This is a genomic window from Prevotella histicola (assembly GCF_055385135.1).
In genome coordinates, this window is sequence record NZ_AP043793.1 from 1,481,326 (window position 1) to 1,506,993 (window position 25,668).

Annotated in this window: 18 protein-coding genes; 4 read left to right on the forward strand and 14 right to left on the reverse strand. The window is 40.6% G+C overall.

Translation table 11 applies throughout. The features are described 5' to 3' along the window. Positions 1-293: 293 nt before the first annotated feature. The 8 genes from ACZ48L_RS06060 to ACZ48L_RS06095 form a co-directional block, all read right to left on the reverse strand. Entirely contained in the window at positions 294-1,103 is an 810-nt protein-coding gene (locus ACZ48L_RS06060) for a DUF3108 domain-containing protein (RefSeq protein ID WP_036869980.1), read from the reverse strand. 892 nt (positions 1,104-1,995) lie between these two features. Beyond that, on the reverse strand, positions 1,996-3,042 hold the full coding sequence (locus ACZ48L_RS06065; RefSeq protein WP_008823411.1) for a ribonucleotide-diphosphate reductase subunit beta: 1,047 nt from the start codon (positions 3,040-3,042) through the stop codon (positions 1,996-1,998). A gap of 99 nt (positions 3,043-3,141) precedes the next feature. Further along, positions 3,142-5,664, reverse strand: a complete 2,523-nt coding sequence (locus ACZ48L_RS06070) for a ribonucleoside-diphosphate reductase subunit alpha (protein WP_219491185.1) — start codon at positions 5,662-5,664, stop codon at positions 3,142-3,144. Positions 5,665-6,334: 670 nt separating this feature from the next. Further along, positions 6,335-7,198, reverse strand: coding sequence for a prolipoprotein diacylglyceryl transferase (gene lgt / locus ACZ48L_RS06075; protein WP_025791251.1), 864 nt, complete (start codon positions 7,196-7,198; stop codon positions 6,335-6,337). 24 nt (positions 7,199-7,222) lie between these two features. Beyond that, complete coding sequence (gene ychF / locus ACZ48L_RS06080) at positions 7,223-8,326, reverse strand: redox-regulated ATPase YchF (RefSeq protein WP_025791253.1); 1,104 nt, start codon at positions 8,324-8,326, stop codon at positions 7,223-7,225. A 132-nt stretch (positions 8,327-8,458) separates the two neighbouring features. After that, a complete protein-coding gene (gene rnc / locus ACZ48L_RS06085; protein WP_025791254.1) occupies positions 8,459-9,523 on the reverse strand; it encodes a ribonuclease III in 1,065 nt (354 codons plus the stop codon). Positions 9,524-9,532: 9 nt separating this feature from the next. After that, positions 9,533-10,795 carry a beta-ketoacyl-ACP synthase II gene (fabF, locus tag ACZ48L_RS06090; RefSeq protein ID WP_025791256.1) on the reverse strand — a complete coding sequence of 421 codons (1,263 nt, stop codon included), beginning with the start codon at positions 10,793-10,795 and terminating at the stop codon, positions 9,533-9,535. A gap of 86 nt (positions 10,796-10,881) precedes the next feature. After that, a complete protein-coding gene (locus ACZ48L_RS06095) occupies positions 10,882-11,118 on the reverse strand; it encodes an acyl carrier protein (protein ID WP_004383083.1) in 237 nt (78 codons plus the stop codon). A 333-nt stretch (positions 11,119-11,451) separates the two neighbouring features. Between ACZ48L_RS06095 and ACZ48L_RS06100 the strand changes: the two genes are divergently transcribed. Next, a complete protein-coding gene (locus ACZ48L_RS06100; protein WP_008823418.1) occupies positions 11,452-12,057 on the forward strand; it encodes a DUF4254 domain-containing protein in 606 nt (201 codons plus the stop codon). A gap of 118 nt (positions 12,058-12,175) precedes the next feature. Next, positions 12,176-13,225 carry a glycosyltransferase family 9 protein gene (locus ACZ48L_RS06105; protein ID WP_025791258.1) on the forward strand — a complete coding sequence of 350 codons (1,050 nt, stop codon included), beginning with the start codon at positions 12,176-12,178 and terminating at the stop codon, positions 13,223-13,225. Between the two features lie 570 nt (positions 13,226-13,795). Here the strand turns inward: ACZ48L_RS06105 and ACZ48L_RS06110 are convergent. The 6 genes from ACZ48L_RS06110 to leuS form a co-directional block, all read right to left on the reverse strand. Beyond that, a complete protein-coding gene (locus ACZ48L_RS06110) occupies positions 13,796-15,196 on the reverse strand; it encodes a hypothetical protein (protein WP_025791260.1) in 1,401 nt (466 codons plus the stop codon). A 2-nt stretch (positions 15,197-15,198) separates the two neighbouring features. Beyond that, entirely contained in the window at positions 15,199-17,223 is a 2,025-nt protein-coding gene (porZ, locus tag ACZ48L_RS06115) for a type IX secretion system anionic LPS delivery protein PorZ (RefSeq protein ID WP_025791261.1), read from the reverse strand. Beyond that, a complete protein-coding gene (locus ACZ48L_RS06120; protein WP_025791264.1) occupies positions 17,220-18,104 on the reverse strand; it encodes a glycosyltransferase family 2 protein in 885 nt (294 codons plus the stop codon). The genes porZ and ACZ48L_RS06120 overlap by 4 nt, the downstream gene beginning before the upstream one ends. A 112-nt stretch (positions 18,105-18,216) precedes the next feature. After that, positions 18,217-18,801 carry a non-canonical purine NTP diphosphatase gene (locus tag ACZ48L_RS06125; protein ID WP_025791266.1) on the reverse strand — a complete coding sequence of 195 codons (585 nt, stop codon included), beginning with the start codon at positions 18,799-18,801 and terminating at the stop codon, positions 18,217-18,219. A 13-nt stretch (positions 18,802-18,814) separates the two neighbouring features. Continuing rightward, positions 18,815-19,801, reverse strand: a complete 987-nt coding sequence (locus tag ACZ48L_RS06130) for a YitT family protein (protein WP_377455498.1) — start codon at positions 19,799-19,801, stop codon at positions 18,815-18,817. Positions 19,802-19,867: 66 nt separating this feature from the next. Further along, positions 19,868-22,726 carry a leucine--tRNA ligase gene (gene leuS, locus ACZ48L_RS06135; RefSeq protein WP_025791267.1) on the reverse strand — a complete coding sequence of 953 codons (2,859 nt, stop codon included), beginning with the start codon at positions 22,724-22,726 and terminating at the stop codon, positions 19,868-19,870. Positions 22,727-22,785: 59 nt separating this feature from the next. Here leuS and ACZ48L_RS06140 point away from each other — a divergent pair, with 59 nt between their 5' ends. Continuing rightward, entirely contained in the window at positions 22,786-22,935 is a 150-nt protein-coding gene (locus tag ACZ48L_RS06140; protein WP_159102209.1) for a hypothetical protein, read from the forward strand. 525 nt (positions 22,936-23,460) lie between these two features. Beyond that, positions 23,461-25,665 carry a TonB-dependent receptor domain-containing protein gene (locus ACZ48L_RS06145; protein ID WP_464721967.1) on the forward strand — a complete coding sequence of 735 codons (2,205 nt, stop codon included), beginning with the start codon at positions 23,461-23,463 and terminating at the stop codon, positions 25,663-25,665. Positions 25,666-25,668: the final 3 nt, after the last annotated feature.

Here is a 25,668-nt window from a genome sequence, read left to right on the forward strand (position 1 = left end):
TTAAGTTCTGAGAAAAACTCATTTATACAAAGAAAGAAAAGCTATTTTAAGTCGTAAAAAAGCTATTTATCGAGTAATTTGGCTGAAATAACGTCTTAAACTATTGTTTTCTGAAGATTAATGGCTAAGAATGAATTGATATTTTTTATATAAAGTAATAAGTAAAGAATAAAAAAAATGTTACTTATATAGTGTTGTACAAAGTATGAAATGTCCTGCTTTTAAATGAAAATCCTCATGAAGATAAGCATAAATCTTCATGAGGATCAGTATCAATAAGTAACCTTATCGGCTTATTTTATCTGTGAAGTAACAGGGCTATTAATACCTTTCATTGCTACTAAGAATGCTTTTGCATATCCAAACTTAAGTCGCATGTCAAGTCGAACAGGGATATGATTAGGATCATCTGTCACATAGAAGCTGGCAATGTCTCTCCATTTACCGTCTTCCTCTTCATAATAAGTGAGCTTCAAGCAGCGGTATTTGTGACCGTTATCAGCCTTTATGTTTTCTTTTCCACCATATACTATACGTGCGGGACTACGATTATCACCATCAACAATAGGGAATTTAACCACTTCTCCATTCTTCCAGCTTTCTGGATTGAAGCTTCTTGCACGCAGGAAGATGCTCATCATGTCATAACAACAGTCATCATACGTATGTTCTTTCCAACGATGTTTGCCGTCATTACCCATATAATGCTGCTTAACCTTGCACTTACCATTGGGATAAGAGTAGAAAACTTCATCTACGGTGTAACGCTTTCCTTCTCTTGCTCCTTTGCGATAATAGAGCGGAGCCATCTGTTTTGAGTTATAAGTAAGCAACGTATCACGCAATACAAAGTAGTCATCTAACCGTCCGGTACCACGAGTTGTCAGTGAAGCACGGTAAGCTGGGATTCCTTTATACGTTGATGAGACAGTATACCAGGAAGCTGTTCCTGCCTTAACCCATACAAACTTCCAGTTATAATAGAGGTTATAAGTAAGGTATTCACCACTGCTGAATGCTGTATTGCGGAACGTACACTGTGCCGAAGAACTCAAAGAGAGCATTGCAAAGAGACAAACTATATAAGTTTTTAGTTGTTTCATATTCCTTGTTTTTGTTCAATTCATATTATACTTACTCTTTTTCTCTTTTTAAAAGAAAAGAAATGTTTTAGTATGATAGGCTGTGGATTAGTGCAGAACTTTTCCTTTAATTTCTTGCATGATAAGTTATCAACCCGTGGTATCGGCTTATCAACAAGTTATTCATTTGTTTAATGCTTGATTTTCAGCCGTTATGATGAGTTATCCACATTATCACTAAACGGTGCAAAGATAATAAGTTTATATCTTTTTTAGTAGGAAAGTTGTGTAAAACTTCTCTAAAACCCAGTTAATAACCTTGTGGATATCCACGTATGACAGTGTTTTCTATTTTCCTTGTGGATATCTACAGGGTTATTAGAAAGTTATGCACAGGGTTTTCAACATAGTTATCCACACTTTTGTTAATTGTCATTGGGATAAGATGGGTTATATAAACTTGTGATAAGTATATATATTCTGATAATAAGTAAAGCAACAAAAGAACATAAGAATGGTGAATATTTAGGATGGTAAAACAATATTACAAGAAGAAGAAGTGAATTTTGAGTAAAACGGAAGATATTCTTCTTTTTACGGTTTTATAATCGTCACATTATCAATAGGTTACAAAGAGGCTTGTAAAAGGGCATGTTTTGCGTTGTAAAAGGGCGTCTTTTACACATCAAAAGGGCACCTTTTACCATGCAAAAGGGCATCTTTTACAACGCAAAAGACGCCCTTTTAAAAATCAATTAAGAACTTATTTTACAAAAAGTGATTATTATATAATGTCTTAACCCTATACGATAAAAGCCAAATGACGTGTTGATAACAATTGACCAACACGCCATTTGGCTTTATTGTGAAGTATCTGCCTGCGTAATTTACTGTGAACGCAGTAGTACTTTATTTATAAATCATCTTCAAGTGCTGTACTCTTGGCATACGCTGTACTCCTTGCTTCGAAGAAATCGGTCTTTACCATGTTTGCATTAGAGTACTGACTAACCCATTTCATGTTCTCTGGTTCTTTCTGATTCTCCTCATAAAGGAAGCCAAAGCCAAGTCCTGACCAACGTAGGTTACCCAGATATTGGATGTAATCTGATACCATCTGAGCATTCAATCCCTGTACATCATTACCGATAACATACTGTCCCCAGGCGATTTCCTGCTTTACTCCCTCGCGCATCATGTCCTCATAAACCTTTATCTTCTCTGGAGTGAACATGTCAGGTTCCTCTTTCTTCAGTTCAAGGATGATACTACGGAAGAGCCAAAGGTGTGTATTCTCGTCTCGATTGATGTAACGAATCTCCTGAGCAGAGCCTGACATCTTTCCGTTTCGGCTGAGATTATAGAAGAACATGAAGCCACTATAGAAGTAAATACCCTCAAGAATGAAGTTAGCAATCAGTGTTTTCATAAGACTGAACTTGTCTCTCTTCTCATGAAACTCGTTATAACAGTCACCAATAAACTTGTTACGGTTCAAGAGATGCTCATCAGTCTTCCACTGATAGAGGATGTCATTGCGCTCTTCAGGACTACAGATGGTATCCAACATATAGCTGTAACTCTGGCTGTGGATACACTCTTGGAATGCCTGAATGTGCAGGCAGAGGTTTACTTCATTGGCTGTGATGTATTCACTGACCGTTGGGAGGTTGTTACTCTGTAGTGAATCGAGGAATACAAGGAAACTCAGAATCTTGTCATAAGCCGTGCGTTCAGCCTTATCCAGTCGTGGATAATCCTTGAAATCCTGAGAAAGATTGATTTCTTCAGGTATCCAGAAGTTGTTCATAGCTTGTCGATACCAGTCGCTAACCCATGAATATTTCATGTTGTTAAAGTCATTCAGATTAGTGGTATTACCACCAATCATACGTCTCAGGCGCAAGTCAATATCGCCAGAGGGATTGAATAGGGTGTTTCGCTTTAATTGATTGTCCATTGTTTTATGATCTTTTGTCACGGGAGTGGAAATAGTCAGTTCATTGATAACCTTGGTCTCTTTAACTTTTCCACCTCCCTGACTTCTTTAAATTCTTAATTATGATGCACAACTTTCGCACTCTTCTACTTCTAATGACTTACTGCGTACGTAATAAATGGTCTTTACTCCACTCTTCCATGCAAGTAAATAGAGGTCGAGAACCTGTCGCATTGTGAAGTCATTGGTAATATAGAGGTTCATACTCTGTGCCTGATCAATGTGGCGTTGGCGCACACCTGAAGCACGAACACTCCACTTCTGGTTGATGAGATAAGCACTCTTGTACATCCAGTAAGTGTCATCTGACAGCTCAGGTGCCACACGTGGCAGCATACTACCCTTCTTTTCCTCTAGGAAGAAACGCTTCATAATTGGGTCAAGACCGGCTGTTGTACCTGCAATGATACTTGTACTGCTGGTTGGAGCCACTGCAAGTAGATAAGCATTGCGCATACCTTGACGTGCTACAGTCTGACGAACCTTCTGCCATTCAGCACTGTTGTAATCACGTTTATCAAAGTAAGCACCTGTCTCCCAGTCGCTTCCTTCAAAGAATTTATAGCTTCCTTTCTCCTTAGCAAGGTCGGAACTGGCAATAATAGCAGCACGATTGATGGTCTCAAACACCTTATCCATGAATTCAAGATGCTCTTCGCTCTCCCATTTGATATGTCTTTTAGCCAATGCATGATGGTAGCCACTGACGCCAAGTCCTATGGAACGATAGCGTTGGTTGGTGAGTTCGGCATAAGGAATAGGATAAAAGTTGAGGCTTATGACGTTATCTAAGGCGCGAACAACCGTAGCTACCTTCTCTTTCATCTTCTCTTCATCCTCCAAAGGCAGGCGTCCTAAGGACAGACTGGCAAGGTTACATACAACAAACTCGCCTGGACGTGTAGTAGTAACAACTACTGTATCACCGTCTTTGGTCTCAACTTCCTTCGAAACGCTTTCTATTGGAGCCATGTTCTGTGCTATTTCGGTGCATAGATTAGAGCAATAGATGATTCCTTTATGCCCATTTGGGTTGGCACGGTTCACTGCATCGCGGTTGAAAGTGAATGGTGTACCAGTCTCAACGGCTGAACGAAGAACCAATCTGACGATGTCTTTGATGCTGATGACACGTCTTGAGAGTCGTTGATCATTAACACAATCAAGGTATTTGCGCTCCCATTCCTCTCCATAACAGTCCTCTAAGCAGTAACCTTTCAGCCTCATTATCTCGTTAGGGCAGAAGAGATACCAGTTCTGATCAAGGTTTTCATCAGCCATTTTCCAAAATAAATCAGGGTAACATACGGCCGGGAAGATGTCATGTGCCTTCATTCGGTCATCACCATTGTTGGTTCTGAGTTGTAAAAACTCTGGTAAATCCTTGTGCCATACGTCCAAATAAACGGCAACAGCACCTTGGCGCATACCCAATTGGTCAACAGCAACGGCTGTATCATTTACCAATCGCATCCAACGAATCACTCCTCCAGCTACTCCTTTGAAGCCTCTTATGTTGCCACCTGTGGCACGTACTTTTCCAAAATACATACCCATACCTCCTCCGAACTTGCTAACTTGTGAGAAATTGTCCAAAGAACGGTAGATACCATCAAGGCTATCAGGTACAGTATCAATGAAACAGCTGGATAACTGATGGCTTGGTTTACGGGCATTGGATAGTGTTGGCGTTGCCATTGTCACCTCCAGCTGACTCAGAAGGTCATAGATACGTTTTACCCATACCATTCTATTGTCTCGTTTCTCAGGCATAGCAAGGTGTAAAGCGATACCAAGGAACATCTCTTGTACACGTTCAATAACCTTTCCAGTGTATCCTTTGATAACATAACGCTTGAGAAGTAAGTCTAATCCAGAATAGTTCAGCAGCTCATTGCGTTCTGGTTTTATGAAGGTTGCTGCCTCATTGATTTCATCTTCGTTATAGTTTTCGAGAATATAATCGCCATACAGCCCCTCTGCGGTCATGTATTTTATCTTCTTGTACAAGGTATTGATACCTAATTCAGCTTCTAAATGGCTTATTTTCTGCTCAGCTTGGTGCGACAAGATGCGTGCAGAGATCATTTCCCATGCTGGTGCTTCAGGTGTTGTCAGCTCAACAGCAGCCTTGATGAGTGCGTTGAGTGTCTCTTTCTGTGACATTCCAGGCTTGCAGAAACTTGTGAATTTCTCCTGAAGAGTTACCATACTGTAGGCTCTTTCCCGATATTGACGTGCCACAACGTGCAAAACGTCTACCAATTCATTGTCATCTGTGACGCGTGCAATATCATTGATGGCCTTTCTTTGTTCGTTGCGTTGGTAACGGAAGAGGATGAAGTTCTTTGCTTCATCATAATGTCCGTGCATCATAAGATGCTTTTCTACTTGGTTCTGAATCTCTTCAACAGTTCGTTGTGCAGGATTATCAATGATGATTTTCTCCACTTCAGCAACCATACCAGCTATATCTTGGTCGGAAATAGCTTTTCCTGTACTCTCAAAACTCTTCCTGATAGCCCTCAGAATCTTCTTGTTATTATAGATTTCTGATGTGCCATTACGCTTTATAATTTCCATTATTAATTTTTATAAGTTTTCCTTTTTACTGCTTTTTTAGTCTTATAAGTTAGTTATAAGGATTAGATAAATATCTATATATCAATGTTTTAACATTATATTGATACTTTCATGTTGGCAAAGTTACAAAAAAATAATCATAGAAAGTTATCCAAAAAGTTTAATTTTCTCGGTTTTTGTACTTTTTTTAGTTTCCCAAAAATTACAGACTTGTTGGTCTTCTTTTTTATCATTTATCGGTCATTGATTTTTTAATAAGGTTATAACCAGAATTCAATGTGTCAAGTATGTTTCTCTCTTTGATTATGTTTTTGCTTTTAATGAAATGATATTACAAAATTTTATCTATTATTTGTTGAAGAGGAATAGATAATGCTTTACTTCTGACTTTGTAACTGTCAGTTATTCAAAGGGTTATAAAAGGCATTTTAAAAGGTGCCCTTTTACCATTCAAAAGGGCACCTTTTACACGTCAAAAGATGCCCTTTTACATTGCAAAAGGTGCTCTTTTAGAATGCAAAAGAGCATGTATTGATTTATGGATGTGAATTTATCTTACACCAGAAGGGTATAAACAAAAAAAGAATAATTGCTCACAGGGTAAGTAAACCCTTAATGAACAATTATTCTTTTATGGTTTTTGTATTTTTGAAAGTCTGTTTCTTCCTGCTTACTTCTTCGTTAGTCTCTCTTCCTTTTCTTGGTAAGTCTTACCTTTGGAACGTAGCATAGCCCACACACCGAGGGCTATAAGTGGGATACTTAGAATCTGTCCCATGTCGATTGGCAGTCCATTCTCGAATGCTTCCTGTACCTCTTTCGTGTATTCTATGAAGAAACGGAAGGTGAAAATGAGGGTCAGACAAAGTCCAAAGTAGAGTCCTGTGCCCACCTTTTCCGGATGTTTCCTATATATAAGGTATATAAAAAGGAAGATGAAAAGGTAAGCTATGGCTTCATAGAGTTGCCCTGGATGGCGTGGATGAGTGTCTACATTATAGAAGATAAACGCCCATGGAACATCAGTTACCTTACCGATAATCTCTGAATTCATCAGATTTCCTAATCGGATAAAGCAGGCAGTGATACCTGAACAAATGCCAAAGAAGTCGAGCACAACCCACGTATTCATCTTATAATTGCGGATATAGAGGAAAAGAGCAAGCAATAATCCCACCACTCCACCGTGTGATGCCAGTCCTTGGAAGCCTGAATACTGCCAGGAACCATCAGGAAGATGGTGGAAAGGGATAAATATTGAGAGGAATCCATCCCATGATGTGAGGAAATCCTCTGGCTCATAGAAGAGGCAATGTCCTAATCTTGCACCTGCCAATACGCCTATAAAGACATATAGAAAGAGGGGTTCAAACTTTTCAGCAGGGTATTTATGGCGTTTATAGAGCCACTGCATCATGAAATAACCCAGTGCAAGACCTATCAGCCAGCACATTCCGTACCAGCGAACAGGGATTGGTCCGAGATGGAAAAACACCTCTTCCGGTTGCCAGGCAATATACAGTAGATTGTTCATAATAAATAATTCTTAGTGATGAGGCTATACATTAAATCTAAAGTGCATGATGTCACCATCCTGGACAACATAGTCCTTGCCTTCAATACCAAGTTTTCCAGCTTCACGGATAGCTGCTTCAGAACCATATTTAATGTAATCGTCGTACTTAATAACCTCTGCACGGATGAATCCTTTCTCAAAGTCAGTGTGGATAACACCGGCACATTGTGGGGCTTTCCATCCCTTATGGAAGGTCCAAGCCTTTACTTCCATTTCACCGGCAGTGATGAAAGTCTGGAGATTCAGCAAGTGATAAGCCTTATTGATGAGGCGGTTAACACCACTTTCTTCCAATCCAAGTTCATCAAGGAACATCTTTTTGTCCTCATAACTGTCAAGTGAAGCAATGTCTTCCTCTGTCTTTGCAGCAATAATCATGGCTTCAGCACCTTCTTCAGCTGCTATCTTCTCTATCTGTTTGCTGTATTCATTGCCCGTCTTGGCACTTGATTCATCCACATTGCAGACATAAAGAACTGGTTTTGTCGTAAGAAGGAAGAGGTCATGGGCTGCTTGTTGTTCTTCTTTGCTATCGAATTCAACGCTACGCGCATTCTTTCCTTGTTCCAAAACCTCTTTATATGCCTCTAAGACAGTGACCATGATCTTAGCATCTTTGTTCCCTGAAGCAGCCACTTTCTGCTGCTTAGAGAGCTGAGCCTCAATGGTTTCAAGGTCTTTTAACTGTAACTCTGTATCGATAATCTCCTTATCTTCAACAGGATTGACAGCCATTCCACCTTCACGAACTACGTTATCATCTTCGAAACAACGAATGACATGAATGATGGCATCACACTCACGGATGTTACCAAGAAACTTATTACCGAGTCCTTCACCCTTTGATGCACCCTTTACGAGTCCTGCTATGTCGACAATCTCGCAAGTAGCAGGAACAATTCGTCCCGGGTGAACAATCTCTGCAAGCTTCGTCAGTCGTTCATCAGGGACGGTAATAACACCGAGATTCGGTTCTATTGTACAGAAAGGGAAGTTAGCTGCCTGTGCTTTGGCACTGCTCAGACAGTTGAAAAGTGTGGACTTACCAACATTTGGTAGTCCTACTATACCACATTTTAATGCCATTTTTTATATAAACGTTTATTTCTTTGATGCAAAAGTACGGAAATAAATCGATATAAGCGATAATAAACAGTAATAGATGGGTGATGTAATTACCACTTATTACTGTTTATTATCGCTTATATTTACTTTTTCTTATTGCTCGAAAGCTTCTGCTTCAGCCGCAGCAATGATAGCTTCGCGGTCGAATTTGCGTGTATGAGAGGTATTAGAGGGGTTTGATTCTTCAACCTTCTCTTTGTCAGTATCGGATGTTTCTATGAGCTCTTCAGCTTGTAAACCTTGGTCAGTAACTGTTGTATTCTCATCAAAAACCTCCGTCCGGAACGGATTTTCATGTTTCTCAGTCTCAACTTCTGACCCCACAATGAAGTTCATGTCTTGAGAGGTTTCAGGCACATTGAGTACCGGTTCTTCTTCCATCTTTGTACGGTTAGCCTTGGCTGTGAACACTTCATCAATGAATTGCGGCTCACGACGTAAACGTTGAAGTGTTAGTTTGGCAGCTTCTTGCTGACTTTCTTTCTTAGAATATCCATGACCTTCGCCACATTCCAGTCCTTCCATGATGACTTGGAAGCGGAAAGTAGGGCTACCTTGTTTGTCTTTGTTGTGTTCAAGGAGTTTAAACTCCATGCTAACCTTGTTCTTTTGGGTCCATTCTATGAGCTTAGACTTAAAGTTTACTTCCTTATAAGCAACCTTGTCAATATTGATAAGGTCACCCAGAATCTGCTTTTTCATGAACCGCATGCAAGCATTGTAGCCATGGTCAAGATATAAAGCACCAACTAATGCTTCAAAAGCATTACCACCCAGATAGCTATTATGTGATGACGTGTGCCCACTGGAGAGTATTAACTGGTCAATACCCATCTCTTTTGCCAGTCGGTTCAGTGTGTCTCGTTGTACAATCTTCGAACGTGTGTTGGTTAAGAAACCCTCACGTTTCTTTGGAAAGTGCTCATAAACGATGTCACCGACAATAGCATCAAGGATAGCATCACCCAGAAATTCAAGTCGTTCATTGTTTACTGGCTTGCCTTTAGCGTTACGATGTGCTACACTCTTGTGTAAGAGAGCTGTCTTGTAATAACTAATATCGTGTGGAATGATGCCGATAATCCGGTACAAAGACAAATAAAGCTCCTTCTCCTTGCGGAAAGGGAGCTTTATTCTATCAACTATATGATTCAGCATATACTATTATTACTCAGCATATTTCTTGAATACTACACAGGCATTGTGACCACCGAAGCCGAAAGTATTACTGAGAGCAGCACGTACCTCACGCTTCTGAGCCTTGTTGAAGGTAAAGTTAAGCTTGTAGTCTAACTCTGGATCCTTATCGTCTTCCTGATGATTAATTGTAGGAGGAACGATGTTGTCTTTAACAGCCAGTACACAAGCCATAGCTTCAACAGCACCTGCTGCACCAAGAAGGTGACCAGTCATACTCTTTGTAGAAGAGATATTCAGCTTGTAAGCTGCATCACCAAACAACTCTTTGATAGCCTTAGCCTCAGAGATATCACCAACGTGAGTTGATGTTCCATGAACATTGATGTAGTCAATGTCTTCTGGTTTAAGACCTGCATCATGAAGTGCTGCCTCCATAACAAGCTTGGCACCGAGGCCTTCAGGATGAGAGGCTGTGATGTGATGTGCGTCAGCTGACTCACCTTCACCAACCATTTCTGCATAGATCTTAGCACCACGTGCCTTAGCATGTTCTAACTCTTCAAGGATGAGACAGCCTGCACCTTCACCCATTACGAAGCCATCACGGCTTGCTGAGAATGGACGTGAAGCATGTTCTGGGTCATCATTGCGGGTTGAGAGGGCATGCATAGCATTGAAACCACCAACACCACAAGCACAGATTGCAGCCTCAGCACCACCGCTAACGATGATATCAGCCTTGCCCAGACGTATCTGGTTGAAGGCAGCAGCCAGTGCATTTGTTGATGAAGCACATGCTGATGTTGTTGTATAGTTAGGACCATGGAATCCGAATTGGATTGAAATCTGTCCTGCAGCAATGTCTGCAATCATCTTAGGGATGAAGAATGGATTGAATTTTGGACCTGCTTCAGCATGCTGTGCATAGTATGTCACTTCATCCTCGAAGGTCTTAATACCACCAATACCTACTCCATAGATGACACCAACGCGGTTCTTGTCAACTTTCTCCAGGTCAATTGCAGCATCTTTAACACCCTGTATAGCACTGATCAGAGCCAACTGAGTGTAACGATCAAGCTTGCGAGCTTCCTTACGGTCAATGTAATCATTGATATTCAGGTTCTTTACCTCACAAGCAAACTGTGTTTTGAACTGGGTTGTATCGAAATGTGTAATAGGAGCAGCACCACTTTTACCTGCCAGCATACTCTGCCAAGTCTCCTCAGGGTTGTTACCTAATGGAGTAACGGCGCCAAGACCTGTTACAACTACTCTCTTTAATTCCATTCGTTGATATATAAATTAAAAGCTAAAGTCAAAAAAAAAGCCAAGCAAAACAGATGCTTTGCCTGGTGCTTTTTCTCTGTTAACGCTTACTTAGCGTTCTCTTCGATATAGGCAATAGCGTCACCAACAGTAGCAATCTTCTCTGCCTTATCATCAGGAATAGAGATGCCAAACTCCTTTTCGAACTCCATAATCAACTCTACTGTATCCAAAGAGTCAGCACCGAGGTCGTTTGTGAAGCTTGCCTCTGGCTTAACTTCAGCCTCATCAACACCAAGTTTATCTACGATAATAGCCTTTACTTTTGATTCAATTTCTGACATAATTGTAAAATTTAAAATGTTTAATATTAATATTCAAATTCTAAAATGCGGTTGCAAAGGAACTGTTTTTTTTCCAAGTGTGCAAGTTTTTTGATTAAAAAAGCGTTCCTTTATGCACAAATGGTATACTATTGTGCAATTTTTTCTTGCTTTTTATCGTTTTATCTCACGATAAATCAAATGATTATATCACTTCATTCATAGCTTACTATATAATATAATAGGTGTGAAATATGGTTCTTCTTGGTAGTATTTCAATGAAAATCATCTGTTTTATTTTGCCTTTTGAGGATTTTACTATATATTTGCAGAAGAAATAAAAATAACAACCGAATGTCATTTACAGAACACTGCAACGAAATTTTCAATCAGGCAATTCGTGATTATCATGTTACTGATAATGTGGACACGCCAATTAATAATCCTTATGACAGAGATTCCATCGAAAACCGGCTCTATCTGAAATGTTGGATAGATACCGTACAGTGGCATTTTGAGGATCTTATCCGTGACCCGCACATCAATCCTGAAGACGGAATGAGCCTTAAGCATCGTATTGACCGTTCTAATCAGGACCGTACAGACCTTGTTGAGCAGATTGATTCATACTTCCGTCAGCTTTATTCTGATGTAACTCCGCTGCCAGACGCTACTATTAATACGGAGAGCCCAGCATGGGCTGTAGACCGTTTGTCTATCCTTGCGCTGAAGATTTATCACATGAAGGAGCAGACAGAGCGCACTGATGCATCTGCTGAACACATTGAAAAATGCAAGTCAAAGTTAGCTATTCTGCTTGAACAGCAGAAAGATCTTGATTTAGCTATTGACCAATTGCTTGATGATATCAAGTCAGGACGTAAGTACATGAAGGTATATCGCCAGATGAAGATGTATAACGATCCTGCAACAAACCCGATACTTTACAATAAAAAGTAAGTGGAAAAGCCTCATCCCTGCCCTCTCTCCGTGTGGAGAGGAGGCAGGGATTGCTGTTAAGAGTAGGTAATTTTCATTATTGCTTTATTGTTTTTATGCCCTAAAATCCCTCTACTCTATGAAGACTCCCCACATTCTTATTATTCGTTTCTCAGCCATGGGCGACGTAGCCATGATGGTTCCGATTGTATTCTCGCTTGCTAAGCAGTATCCAGATGTGAGAATTAGTGTCGTTTCCAGACCCTTTGCCCGTTCTTTTTTCCAACGTATTGCCCCGAATGTGAGCTTTATGGCGGTGGATTTAAAGAAAGATTATAAAGGTATTAGAGGACTCAGTGCACTTTATCGGCGCTTATTAGCAAAACGACCTACGGCAGTAGCTGATTTTCATAATGTCCTTCGCACGTGTTATCTCCGCTTCCGATTCCTTCTTGGAGGCTATTCTGTGGCACATATCAATAAGCATAAGCGTGGAAAGAAGCTATTATGTCGAAGAGAAAATAAGGTTTTCAGAGAGCAGCCTACGTCCTTTCAGAATTATGCTGATGTGTTAGCAAAGCTGGGTTATCCTATAAAACCTTCGTTTACGAGTATCTTCCCAGAAGGAGGAGGTGACCTCAAGAGTCTCCCTAATATAATAGGTGAAAAGCTATCTACCGATTGTTGGATTGGTATAGCACCTTTTGCAGCACATGCAGGTAAGATGTATCCAAGGGAAAAGATGGAGAAAGTAATCAATAAAATTACTCTTTCCCACCCCACTTGGCGTATCTTCCTCTTTGGAGGTGGTAAGGATGAGGTAGATGTACTGAACAGTTGGGCAGAGAAATATTCACAGTGTGTTTGTGTAGCAAACGTTCTTCATGGTTTAGAAGAGGAGCTAATCCTTATGAGTCACCTTGATACGATGGTGTCAATGGACAGTGCTAACATGCATTTAGCCTCCCTTGTTGGTACACGTGTTGTCAGTATATGGGGTGCAACACATCCTTATTGTGGTTTCATGGGATGGAATCAGCAAGAGGACGATGCTGTACAAATCACCACCTTATCCTGTCGTCCATGCTCAGTCTTTGGTAACAAACCTTGTTATCGTGGCGATTTTGCATGTATGAACAATATCCTTCCTGAAGAAATAGTGCAGCGTGTGGAAGCTGGTATATCCTAAATTGTTATGCAAACAGTATATAATAAGGTAATATAACGATTACTGTCCTGCAAGCATCATCAGTCATTATATTTATGAAGTCCCTGCTATATACACATTAATAATGATAGAAACAAGGATATCTCTCTACATTTTACTTATGTGTTGCAGCTTAGCACTTATTGTGTTGATGCTTAGCACCTATTGTGCTGCAGCCTAGCACATATGGAGTTGTTGGTAGACACCAATCCTATAATCCTTTTATTTGTTATTGTTATTGACTCTTCTTTTTGATAGATATGGCTTAAGTCTGTATTACTTAATAGGGAATTCAGCCTTTTAGGTTCGTCTTTATTTTTCTATTGAAAAATAATTTCCTGTCATTTCTGTCATGCCATTCACTGTTATAATGTAATGATAGACAGGTAGTTATTGGAAATGTTAAATGTGACAGCAAATGAAATTTAAAATAAACTAGGGTATATGCAGTATATAATTCCACATATGTACCATGACGTTTTCTGCATATCTATTACTACTAATAAGAAAATAAACACATGGGAAGGAGGCTATTTCAAGAATATTATCGCATCATTTAATGCGCTTTACCTGATTATCTTCTACGTACCACACACCATCGCAATCTGTCTTTTGAGCTTTCTGGAGTGCGGATATCAATTGCTTTTGGTTTGATATTTCTTCATTAATAATCGTTTTTGGCCATTGATAACCTGTCTGTTGTCGCACGGAATAACCCCAACCAAAAGCTTCGTAGGGAATAACCCAGAAAGAAGAATATTTTGTTTCGCCCTTGTTTAAGTGTATGATCATTACCTTGTTTATTGGTCTGTCACATTGGCTAACAATACTTTCCGCCATCTGTTCTCCTACTTTTCCTGATAACCATGCGGCATAGGTATGATGTAAGAATGTAAAAAGAGCGGTTATGAGGTAAAGTACCGATGAGAATATTAGCATGCGTTTGTTCTTTATCTGATCACAAAGTAGTGCTATCATGATTATGGCAAATGGAGAGACAGCGTAGCAATGCATAGTAGAAAAGATCGTAATAAGGTTGACAAACGCCCCAGCAAAGAAGGATAATAATAGTACAATGATTGTTTTTTGTAATCGGAATGACCGAAACACAAGCCATAAGAACGGAGCAGGTAGTACTCCTGTTATGGTAACAAGAACAAGACTGCGGTGAAGGGGATGGATTAAACTTGCATAGTCAATGGGGTAAAATGTCATTCCGAGCATTATACCAAGGTTTCGTAACAAGCGTATAAGTGTAAATTGCATGTAAGTATTGTCTTCTACAGAGAATGTTTTGGTCAACAAAACACGACAGGTTAAGTAGAAAACAAATAACAAGCAACCAACCGTCATATGCTTCATTGCATGTTTGAAACTAATCTTCCCTGTGCTCCAGACTATCATTGGAGGGCAAACAAACCATATATAACCTGATTCTTTTGAAAAGATAGACAACAAAGAGCATACGAGCCAGAGTATGATTCTGGGCTTTCCCTGCATGTATATGTAGCTATATAAGGCAAGAAGGCCCCATAAAAGTGAATAGGTTTGGTTCAAAGAGTCTATATCTAACACCGTCCCTAATGTGGCTGGTGACAGATAAAAGAGTAATACAGAGATATTACGTGATAAGGAACTAATCTTAAACCACTGTAGAATCTTGTATATTAAATAGGTATTAAGGATATGTCCTAATAGGATAAAAGTATGGTTTAAGATAGGGAAAAGATGATAATCAAGTCCGAGGATATGACCGAATAATACATCGAAAGGTCGCCAATAGTTACCATCAGGGAGCAACTCTGTGAGTTTTAATGCCGATGTCTGCGGTACAGTATAGTATGTCCAATCGTCAAAGGTAGGCTGAAGCTGGCATAACAGAAACAGTACAAATGGAGATGTCAGTAATATCCAAACGATAGAATTACGGCTTATTGGCCTTCCATGTATCATGTTTAATTTATTATTGCCACTTTACAGACAGTGCCTTTATCACCATTTTCGTCTGCTGATAGTACCATATAGATACCTGATGCTACACGTTTTCCCATCTTATCCTTGCCGTCCCATACGAAAGTACCACCATTACTTGTTCCTTCAGCAACGAGAACACCATTCGTTGTGACGATCTTTACGTTAGCATTCAGCGTAAGCCCCACAATTGTTATGGGACCTGTATATCCTGGCTTGACAGGGTTGGGGTATGCATATACCGCATCATCATTCGTTGTTTCTTCTGCCTTCGTTGCATCACTCATGTACGAGCATAGCCCTTTGTCTGTAGCAAAGAACACTTCTCCAGTCGTGTTATTGATAGATATGGAATACAAATTGTTTGATAAGAGTCCGCTATTTGAGGTAAGGAAATGCTGGACTTGTGTCATATTATCAGCACTTATAAGATAAACACCATTCCCTTTTGTGCCAATCCACTTGCGTCCACCACCGTCTATGGCTATAGATGTGATGTCAATACCTGCTAAAAGATAGTCTGCAAGATTGCTTCCGTCGTTACGTGGCACCTTTACTTGTGTGAAATGATAGTTGTCTTGATCACTCATCTGTGAACGTTGAAGCATCAATGGACCAGCTGTTGTACCTATCCAAATGTTTCCTTCCATGTCTTCTGTCCAACAGTGTACAGCCGTCAGTTCTACATTAGCACCATCATCATTAACAAAACGTGTGTAAGCGTTAAGCTTATCAGTCTTAGGATCGTAACAGAATAACCCTGGTTTACGCCAATCATCATTACAGAACCATAGTAGGTTGTGACTGTCTAAATGCATTTGAGATAGGTTATTCAGCCCTACCCCATTCTCTATAAGAGCATCTTTACTGAAAGAAGTCATTTGTCCATCCTTGGATAAACGGATGAGATTCTCTTTCTTTGTCTGGCTATTAAGAATCCATAAATTACCTTCTTTGTCGTAAGATAGTCCGTATGTCAATACGTAGTTATTATCTAATTCTCTGCCTTTATCGATAGCAGCTTGTAGTATACTATTATCTTTGTTATAGTAAGCTATCATTTTCCCAGACATGAACTCATAGAGTCCTGTTCTTGAACCAACATAAACATGATTGCTGTTCTGAGGATCAATTGCTAAGGTTTTAGTCCCTATATATGCATTCCCAGTCCGACTTGAGAAGTCATCTTCATATAAAAACCATTCATTCCCTTGTAATATCTGTACCATTCCAGGGTTCTCCCAGTTGTTTGCTGTGGGATTAAAGAGTCCACCTGTAGTGTATAATCTGTCGTTTTGGAAGTTTGTCCAGATGAAAGTGTTATACTTCGGACCACCTGGATTCAATGCCTTTGCTTGTGACATGAGGTCAGCATTGGGCGTACGTGGGCGTTCAGTATAGTTTCCTATGCGTGACCAATTGCTTTTATCAAGCAGGTTATCGGTCAAGGTTGCACGATAAAGTCCATTGCTTTGACTGGCTGCATAGATGTAATTACCTTCTATATAGCTATAGTCTACAGGGAAAGAAAGGTTGTAACTATCTGCGATCTCTGCTTTAGCAACATTCAGTTTTACTATTCCGAAGCCTGTAGAGAGGTAACAGTAGCTGCCATTCATGTCTATTCCGTTCACTGTTTTATCTGCAGTCATCGACTTCATGTAGTAGTCTGGTACGTTGATGACCTCTCCTTTATCATCCATGAGGTCGATATTATAGTCAGAATAGACGATAACTAATTTGTGAGCAACCTTGTTCCAGCTGATGAAACGGATATCTGAATCGTTTAATCCATTTATTTTATCATATGTTTGGATGCTTTGGTCGTTCTTATTGTAGGTATATAGACTGTTAGAAGCAAGTACATAGAGTTTGTTTCCACCCTGTTCCACCCATTGGACATCGCTATACGCCATATAGTTTTTCCATGTTCCTATACCTGCAGCGATGGTATTACAGTAAGCTAACAAGATGAAAGCTGCAACTAAGAGATATCGTTTCATTGTCATAGAGTATTCTTTTCGTGATGAATATAATACATCAGTTTGTATACATTAAACAAGAAAACACTGGGATTATTGCCTTGGAGATGTTTCTTTATGCGTTGTCCTACCAGGAAATAAGCTGCATAAACCAGCTTTTGTAGGTGCAGTTTCTTGATTTTTTCAGCTGTTTCAAGCAGTTGGGAATAATCTTTCAGTTGGTTACGGAAGGTATATAGTGTACGAAGAGACTGTTCTGTTTTATCCAGGAACTCACTGTTTGATTCAAAGAAATCAAGTGTTATGGGGTTATCAATATGCGTGATTGCTATATGATCCATGGCAAGTGATTTACCGAAGAGTACATCTTCATAGCCGTATTGGACAAAATTCTCATCAAAAGGATGAACCATCATGATGTCTTTATGTGCTAGGAAGTTTGTCGTACGAAAGTGTTTTGTAGCATGATACTGCCTGTCTTGCGGTGTATTCTTCTCTTCATACGCCTTTTCATAGCGGTATCTGAGATTGTTTTTCCATCTGTCTGAATCCCCTCCTATCCTTATTCCGCCAACAACAACATTGGTTTTTGTCTGCAGATAACGACGAATAAAGTGTGGATTGTCTAATGTTAGGTCTCCATCTATGAAGAGAAGCCACTCTCCTTGTGCCTGCGAAATAAGGAAATTACGGATAGCTGAACGTCCAACGTTCTGCTTTCTTGTTATATAATGGACACCATCCAATCTCTCGATACGCAAGTTATGCTCTATATAGCTTGCCACAGAAGAGCAATCATCAGCTACAATAATCTCAAAATCAGTACCACATTCCGTGCATTGTCGCTGCAACTCTGTTACCAAAGCTACACAATTACAGTTATAAACAGGGAGAAGTATTGATAACATTGCTGTGATAAACGATTTATTAGTTTATTGTTCTGACTTCAATAGTATATCTTCCCTTTCCACCTTTCTATCCTTTTACCTTTCCAAGGGAGGCTTTACGCTTTTTATTCTTTTATCCTTTTATCTTTCCAAAGTATTCTGCCAGCTTCTTTACAGCCCTTGCTCGGTGTGAAATCTGGTTCTTTATTTCCTCTCCGAGTTCGGCAAAACTCTTGTCATAGCCCTCTGGAATGAAGACAGGATCATATCCAAAACCTTCTGTTCCATGCTTTTCTGTAGCGATATGCCCCTCTACTTTACCCTCAAACTGATGTTCCTTACCATCTATTATCAGAGAGATAACCGTACGGAAACGGGCCTTTCGATTGGTTTTACCTTCTAATTTTGATAGAAGTTTACGCATATTCGCCTCGCTGTCATGGTCGATCCCTTCCGCATAACGTGCCGAATGGACACCAGGTTCACCACCGAGCGCATCTACTTCCAGCCCCGTATCGTCAGCGAAACAGTCGTGATGATAATGTTCAACAATATAAGTCGACTTCTGTCGGGCATTCTCTTCTAGTGTCAAACCAGTCTCTGGGATATCCTCGTGACAACCTATTTCAGCCAAAGAGACTATCTCGAAGTCCTTACCAAGTATCTCCTTTATCTCTTCTAACTTGTGTTTGTTATTTGTTGCAAATACTATTTTCATGTCAAAGCACAGTTTATTTTTTCTCTTCTATAGCTGCTTCAATTCTCTCTCGCAGCTCCTCTTGCTTCTTTTTCTTTTCCTTTTTTGCTTTAATCTTTATCTGATCAAAGCCTTCACCATACACTCCTATGACTGAACTCTGGCTCACGAAGGCTGTCGGGTCAACCATTTTGATGAGTCGGAAGATGGTTTTACTCTCGTTTCTCTTCGCTAATAGACAGATAACCTTCATGTCATTGCCCGTATACCACCCATGTCCGTCGAGTATTGTCAGTGCATGTTCTGTCTCATCTACGATAGCTTTAGCCACTTCCTCATGTTTCCAAGAGAATATCATGAACTGAACTGACTCGCGCCGCATGTTCATTACGTGGTCTAACATGAAACATTCTATGAACATAGTACAGTATCCAAAGACCATTTTGTGCAACCTTTCGATGACAGTACCAAACTGTGGGAAGAACAAACAGCTACCAACGATTAAGATATCAACGCCCATCAGTACTTGTCCGAGCGATATATCACGATATTTATTGACACAGGCTGCGATGATATCTGTACCTCCCGTACTACCATTATTAAGGAAAACGACAGCCAATCCAGTACCTGTCAAGCTGCAGCCAATGATCAATGACATGAAGTCTTGACCTTCTCCAAGTACCTTAACGAAGTGTCCATGAGCATCAACAGGCATCAGATCCTGTGCAAACATCAGCATAAAGTAAAGCGCAAAGATAGCATAGATAGTCTTCATCATGAACTTAAAGCCCAGAATCTTCAATGCAACGATCAACAAAGAGATGTTGATGATCATGTAAGTATTCTCTATTTTGAAGCCTGTTGCATAGAAAACGATAGCCGCCATACCTGTTACGCCGCCCGTAACAATCTGATAAGGCATTAGAAAGATGGTAAAGGCTGCTGCATAAATCAGCAAACCGATGGTAAGGAAGAAATAATCCTTAGCCTCTGAACGGATGATTTGTTGGTCGATAGTCATAGATTTGTCGTGGTAATAGAGAATGTATCGAGGTTTTTCGATACATTCTCATTGTATGAATTATAGTTATTTGCAGACGATATTGATAATCTTCTTCGGCACAACAATGATCTTTACGATTGTTTTACCGTCGATATAGTGCTGGCTACGTTCGTCTGCTAGGGCTGCTTTTTCTATATCTTCCTTCGTAGCATCAGCTGGGAAAGTCATCTGGAAGCGTGCTTTACCATTGAAAGAGACGGTCAGTTGCACTTCATTCTCCACAAGATAAGACTCTTCCCAAGCTGGCCATTCAGCATCACAAACGCTGCCTTGTCCGCCCATCTGTTCCCAAAGTTCCTCTGCCATATGTGGTGCAAAAGGTGCAATGAGTACTATCATCTTCTTCAATAGCTCACGATTGGTGCACTTCTGCTGTCCAAGTTCGTTCACACAGATCATGAAAGCAGAGATAGCAGTGTTGTAAGAGAACTGCTCAATGTCGCCTGTTACTTTCTTAATCAGCTTGTGTATGCTCTTCAAAGAGTCCTTTGATGGTTCTGCATCATCAAGATTCTCCTGCTGATAAAGCTTCCAGAACTTCTTCAAGAAGCGGAAACAGCCGTCAATACCATTGGTATCCCAAGGCTTACTTGCCTCTACTGGACCCAGGAACATCTCATAAAGACGTAGCGTATCGGCACCATATTGCTCAACGATATCGTCAGGATTGACAACATTGAACATTGATTTCGACATCTTCTCTACTGCCCATCCACACTTATAAGCTCCATCTTCAAGGATGAATTCAGCATCTTTGTATTCAGGACGCCATGCCTTGAAAGCCTCAATATCAAGCATATCAGCATGAACAATGTTCACATCAACATGGATAGGAGTGGTCTCGTACTGATCCTTTAAGCCTAGACTGACGAAGACAGGGGCCTTAGAATGGTCGTCAGAGTTCACACGATAGACGAAGTTTGAGCGTCCTTGAATCATTCCTTGGTTGATAAGTTTCTCAAATGGTTCGTCCTTACAGCTACAATTGATGTCGAAGAGGAACTTATTCCAGAAGCGACTGTAGATCAAATGGCCCGTAGCATGCTCCGTACCACCGACATACAGGTCAACATTCTGCCAATATTCATCGGCTTCTTTGCCTACAAGTGCCTCGTCATTGTGTGGATCCATATAGCGAAGGTAGTATGCTGAACTACCAGCAAAGCCTGGCATCGTATTCAATTCCAATGGGAATACATTCTTATCGTCGACCAATGACTTGTCAACAACCTTGCGTTCGGCTTCGTTCCAAGCCCATATCTTAGCCCGACCCAATGGAGGTTCACCCGTTTCGGTAGGCTCATACTTGTCAATCTCTGGCAACTCCAATGGCAAACACTCCTCTGGGACCATATAAGGCATACCGTTCTTATAGTAAACAGGGAATGGTTCGCCCCAATAACGTTGGCGTGAGAAGATGGCATCACGCAGTCTGTAGTTCACCTTAACACGACCGATTCCTTTCTCCGTAACGAACTTCTTCGTGGCAGCAATAGCCTCTTTGATGGTCAGACCATTCAGAGAGAAACCGTCAAGGCTCTCTTTTCCTGCAGCAGGTGAGTTGGTTACGATGCCTTCCTTGGCATCAAAGCTCTCCTCAGAGACGTCTGCCCCTTCAATCAACGGTATGATTGGCAAGTTGAAATGCTTGGCAAAAGCATAGTCACGACTGTCATGAGCAGGTACTGCCATGATAGCTCCAGTGCCATAACCAGCCAGTACATACTCTGATATCCATATTGGAATACGCTCACCCGTGAACGGATTGATGGCATAAGAGCCTGAGAAGACACCCGTTACCTTGCGGTCAGACATGCGTTCAAGCTCCGTACGCTTCTTCACATATTCTAAGTATTCGTCTACTTCAGCCTTCTGTGCGGCAGAGGTAAGCTCAGGAACAAGTTCAGATTCAGGTGCAAGAACCATGAAACTGACTCCGAACATGGTGTCAGCACGTGTTGTGAAGATGGTGAAATGTCCTTCTTTCTCTCCGTTAGCATCAGGAGTCAGGCTCTTAAATACTACTTCCGTACCTTCCGATCTGCCTATCCAGTTCTTCTGTGTCTCCTTAATAGAGTCTGACCAGTTGATGGTTTCCAAGCCGTCAAGCAGCCGTTGAGCATATGCAGAGACACGTAGACACCACTGCTTCATGAGTTTCTGAACGACGGGATAGCCTCCACGCTCACTCACACCGTTTACAACTTCATCATTGGCAAGCACCGTTCCGAGTCCAGGACACCAGTTTACCATCGTCTCACCTAAGTAAGCAATACGGTAATTCATCAGCTTTTCCTGTTGTTCCTGCTCATCCATGCTCATCCAGTCACGTGCTGAGAACATCAATTCCTCACCTTGTGCAACGTCAAGGTCGAGTGTTCCCTCCTCTTCAAAGTGCCGAATGAGTTCTGATATAGGCTGTGCTTTCTGCAGACGGTTGTCATAATAGGAATTGAACATGTGCTCGAACGCCCATTGTGTCCAATGGTAATAATGTGGATCACAGGTGCGTACCTCACGATCCCAGTCGAATGAGAAGCCAATCTTGTCCAACTGTTCACGATAACGAGCAATGTTCTTCTTCGTCGTCACCTCTGGATGCTGTCCAGTTTGTATGGCATACTGTTCTGCTGGCAGTCCATAAGCATCATAACCCATAGGGTTCAGGACGTTGAAACCTTTCAATCGTTTGTAGCGAGCATAGATATCGCTGGCTATATAACCCAATGGATGACCCACATGAAGGCCCGCTCCTGATGGATAAGGGAACATGTTGAGTACATAGAATTTCTGCTTATTCTTGTCTTCCACAACCTTGTAGGTTTTGTTTTCAACCCACTTCTGTTGCCATTTCTTCTCGATGTCTCTGAAGTTGTATTCCATGTTGTTTCTAATTTATAATGTGCAAAATTACAAAAAGTTTCCCATCTAAAAGCAGTAAAATGGTAATAAAAGCGCAGGAAACCGACGGTATGATTGTGAAAGATGTGCTTTCTTGCTCTCGGTCATGTCAGTTGACTGGCTATGAGACTGTATTTGAGGCGTTGAAGCATGCTTTCTCTCCTATAATTAGGGCTGGAAAGTGTGATTAAGAAAAGTCCTTACAAATATTCATCAGCCTCCGATCGCAGATGAAGGGATAATCGTTAAAAAACGGGTTTGTAACATCCAGAAAATCAAACACTTATAGATAGGCTCGTAAAAGGGCGTCTTTTACGTTGCAAAAGATGCCCTTTTGAATGGTAAAAGATGCCCTTTTGAAGTGCAAAAGAGCACCTTTTAGAATGCAAAAGGGCATGTATTGATTTGGAGACTATGATTTATTATTACATTTCTTCTTCTCTTCTGTTTTCCAAACTGCTGTCCTTTCTTAAGTAAAAGGGTGACTGATACAATGCAAAAAATAAGGCTGCTTCTAATAAATAGTCTATTTTATCATAAATTATAGTCGTGTTTATAAAACTCAATCGCTCAGCCATTGAAAGATGAAAGGTTGCTGAAAATGCCGTAAGAAGGGGTTGGTAAAGGAAAAAAAACAAATTAGTAAGCAATAATTAAAAAAAAGTTTCAGAATTAAAACATCAATATAAAAAAAACACTATATTTGCAATCATAATATGATTAAGCACATAACAAACGTTACCATGCAAAAGAAAACATTGCTTTCCATAGTTGTCTGTTTTACGATGACAACCCTTTATGCTCAAAAAACAGAACCTGCTGACACTCTGAAAGGGCAGACACTTGATGAAGTTGTTGTGGCACAACGACGCAAACTTATCAAAAATGATATTGATAAGCTTACCTATGATGTGCAACATGACAAGACTGCACAGACGAAGACGACCTTAGAAATACTCAAGAAAATACCCCTTGTCACCGTTGACGGACAAGAAAATATCAGAGTTCAAGGCTCTACAAGTTTCAAGGTATACAAGAACGGACACCCTGATCCAAGTCTTTCAGGACAGAACCTTAAGGATATTCTCAAGGCAATACCTGCTTCTACGATCAAAAGGATTGAAGTTATCACCGACCCCGGTGCCAAGTATGATGCAGAAGGGACTACGGCGATCCTCAACATCGTCATGATGAGTAGTTCGAAACTACAAGGAGTGTCTGGCAATGTAAACTCGAAAATTGACTCTTATGGCTCTGTAAGACTTGGTACTTATCTGACCACAAAGGTGGGAAAACTTACGACAACTGTCAATTATAACTATGCAAACCAGAACAAGAAACAGACAGAAAATTATAGAGAGGAAGCCTACAACTACGTAAAGACGGGCGAACAAAAACGTGAATATGGGACTAACAGCACTGCAGCAACAATACATTTCGGCAATATCAGTGCCAGTTACGAGATTGACTCACTCAACCTGATGACCGCATCAGCCAATTTCTTCGGCTATAAAGCCGATGCTAACACACAGAACACGAATGAACGGTGGGACAAGAACAGCCTGTTGATTTACAAATTCGACAATAATATGACTACCCCAGGCTACTCTGATCTTAATCTTGGAGGACGTTTTGATTATCAACACAAGACCCATTTAGATGGAGAAGTGCTTACACTCTCTTATATGTTAGCTGCCACACGACCGCAAACTACTTTCCGTCAGACATATAGCAATATGGTAAACTTCCCTGTCAGCTATACAAGTTACGACCAAAACACCCGTGAACGCTTCACGGAACACACCTTCCAGATTGACTATGTACGCCCCTTTGGAAAACACCACAAGATAGAAAGCGGAACGAAATATATTCTTCGCAACAACAATAGTACGTCATTAATGGACTATCAAGGGACTACACCTGACATGGAAAGTAAGTTCAAGCATAAGGCACAAGTAGCAGCTGCTTACCTCTCATATATCCTCACCGCTGGCAAATGGGCTGCTCGTGCAGGTTTGAGATATGAATTTACCCGCATGAAAGCATCCTATCCCGATGGTAGTAATGTCGATTACCATGCTAATCTCAATGACTGGGTACCATCAGCAAGCCTACAATACAAGATTAGTGATGGGCAGACATTGAAGTTTAGCTATAATACCAGCATCAACAGACCCGGCATCGGATATCTCAATCCAGCCATCATTAGCACGCCAACGGCGGTCTCTTTCGGTAATGCAAACTTAGGAAGCAGTCGCAACCAAAAGCTACAACTTGAATATATGTTGGTTACTTCAAAACTTACTTTGCAGTTAAGTCCCTATTATTCATTTACCAACAATGGTATAGGTCGTATCTTGTATGAACAGAATCGTAAAGATGTTTCTACCTTTCAGAACATTCTGAAAAGCAAAATTTTCGGTATTTCATCCTACACAGCATGGACTCCTTTCACCGGAACATCGTTTACACTCAACGCTTCGATGCGTTATGCCCGAATCACCTTGCCCACTCCTTATATCAAGAACAGTGGCTGCGGTGGTGGTATCTACTTTGATTGGGAGCAGAAAATACCTTGGAAATTAACCTTGACAACCAGTCTTGGAGGTGAATATGGCAACAGGGTTTACGATCCGTATGCCATTGAAGGACGTTGGTTCTACTATTATTTCACTTTGACACGCCGCTTTTTCAAGGATAAGTTGACAGTATCTTTATCAGCAGAATCACCTTTCATCAAAGAAAGATCAACTACTTATCGTATTGTACAAGGCGATTATACTGGTTATGAACGTGCTGTTATGAAACCTCAATGCTTTAAAATCGGTCTCTCATGGAAGTTTGGTAAGCTGAGAGCAAGTGTCAAGAAGGCTGCGAGAAGTATTGAAAATGATGACTTAGTAGGCAGTAAGAAGAAATAATCT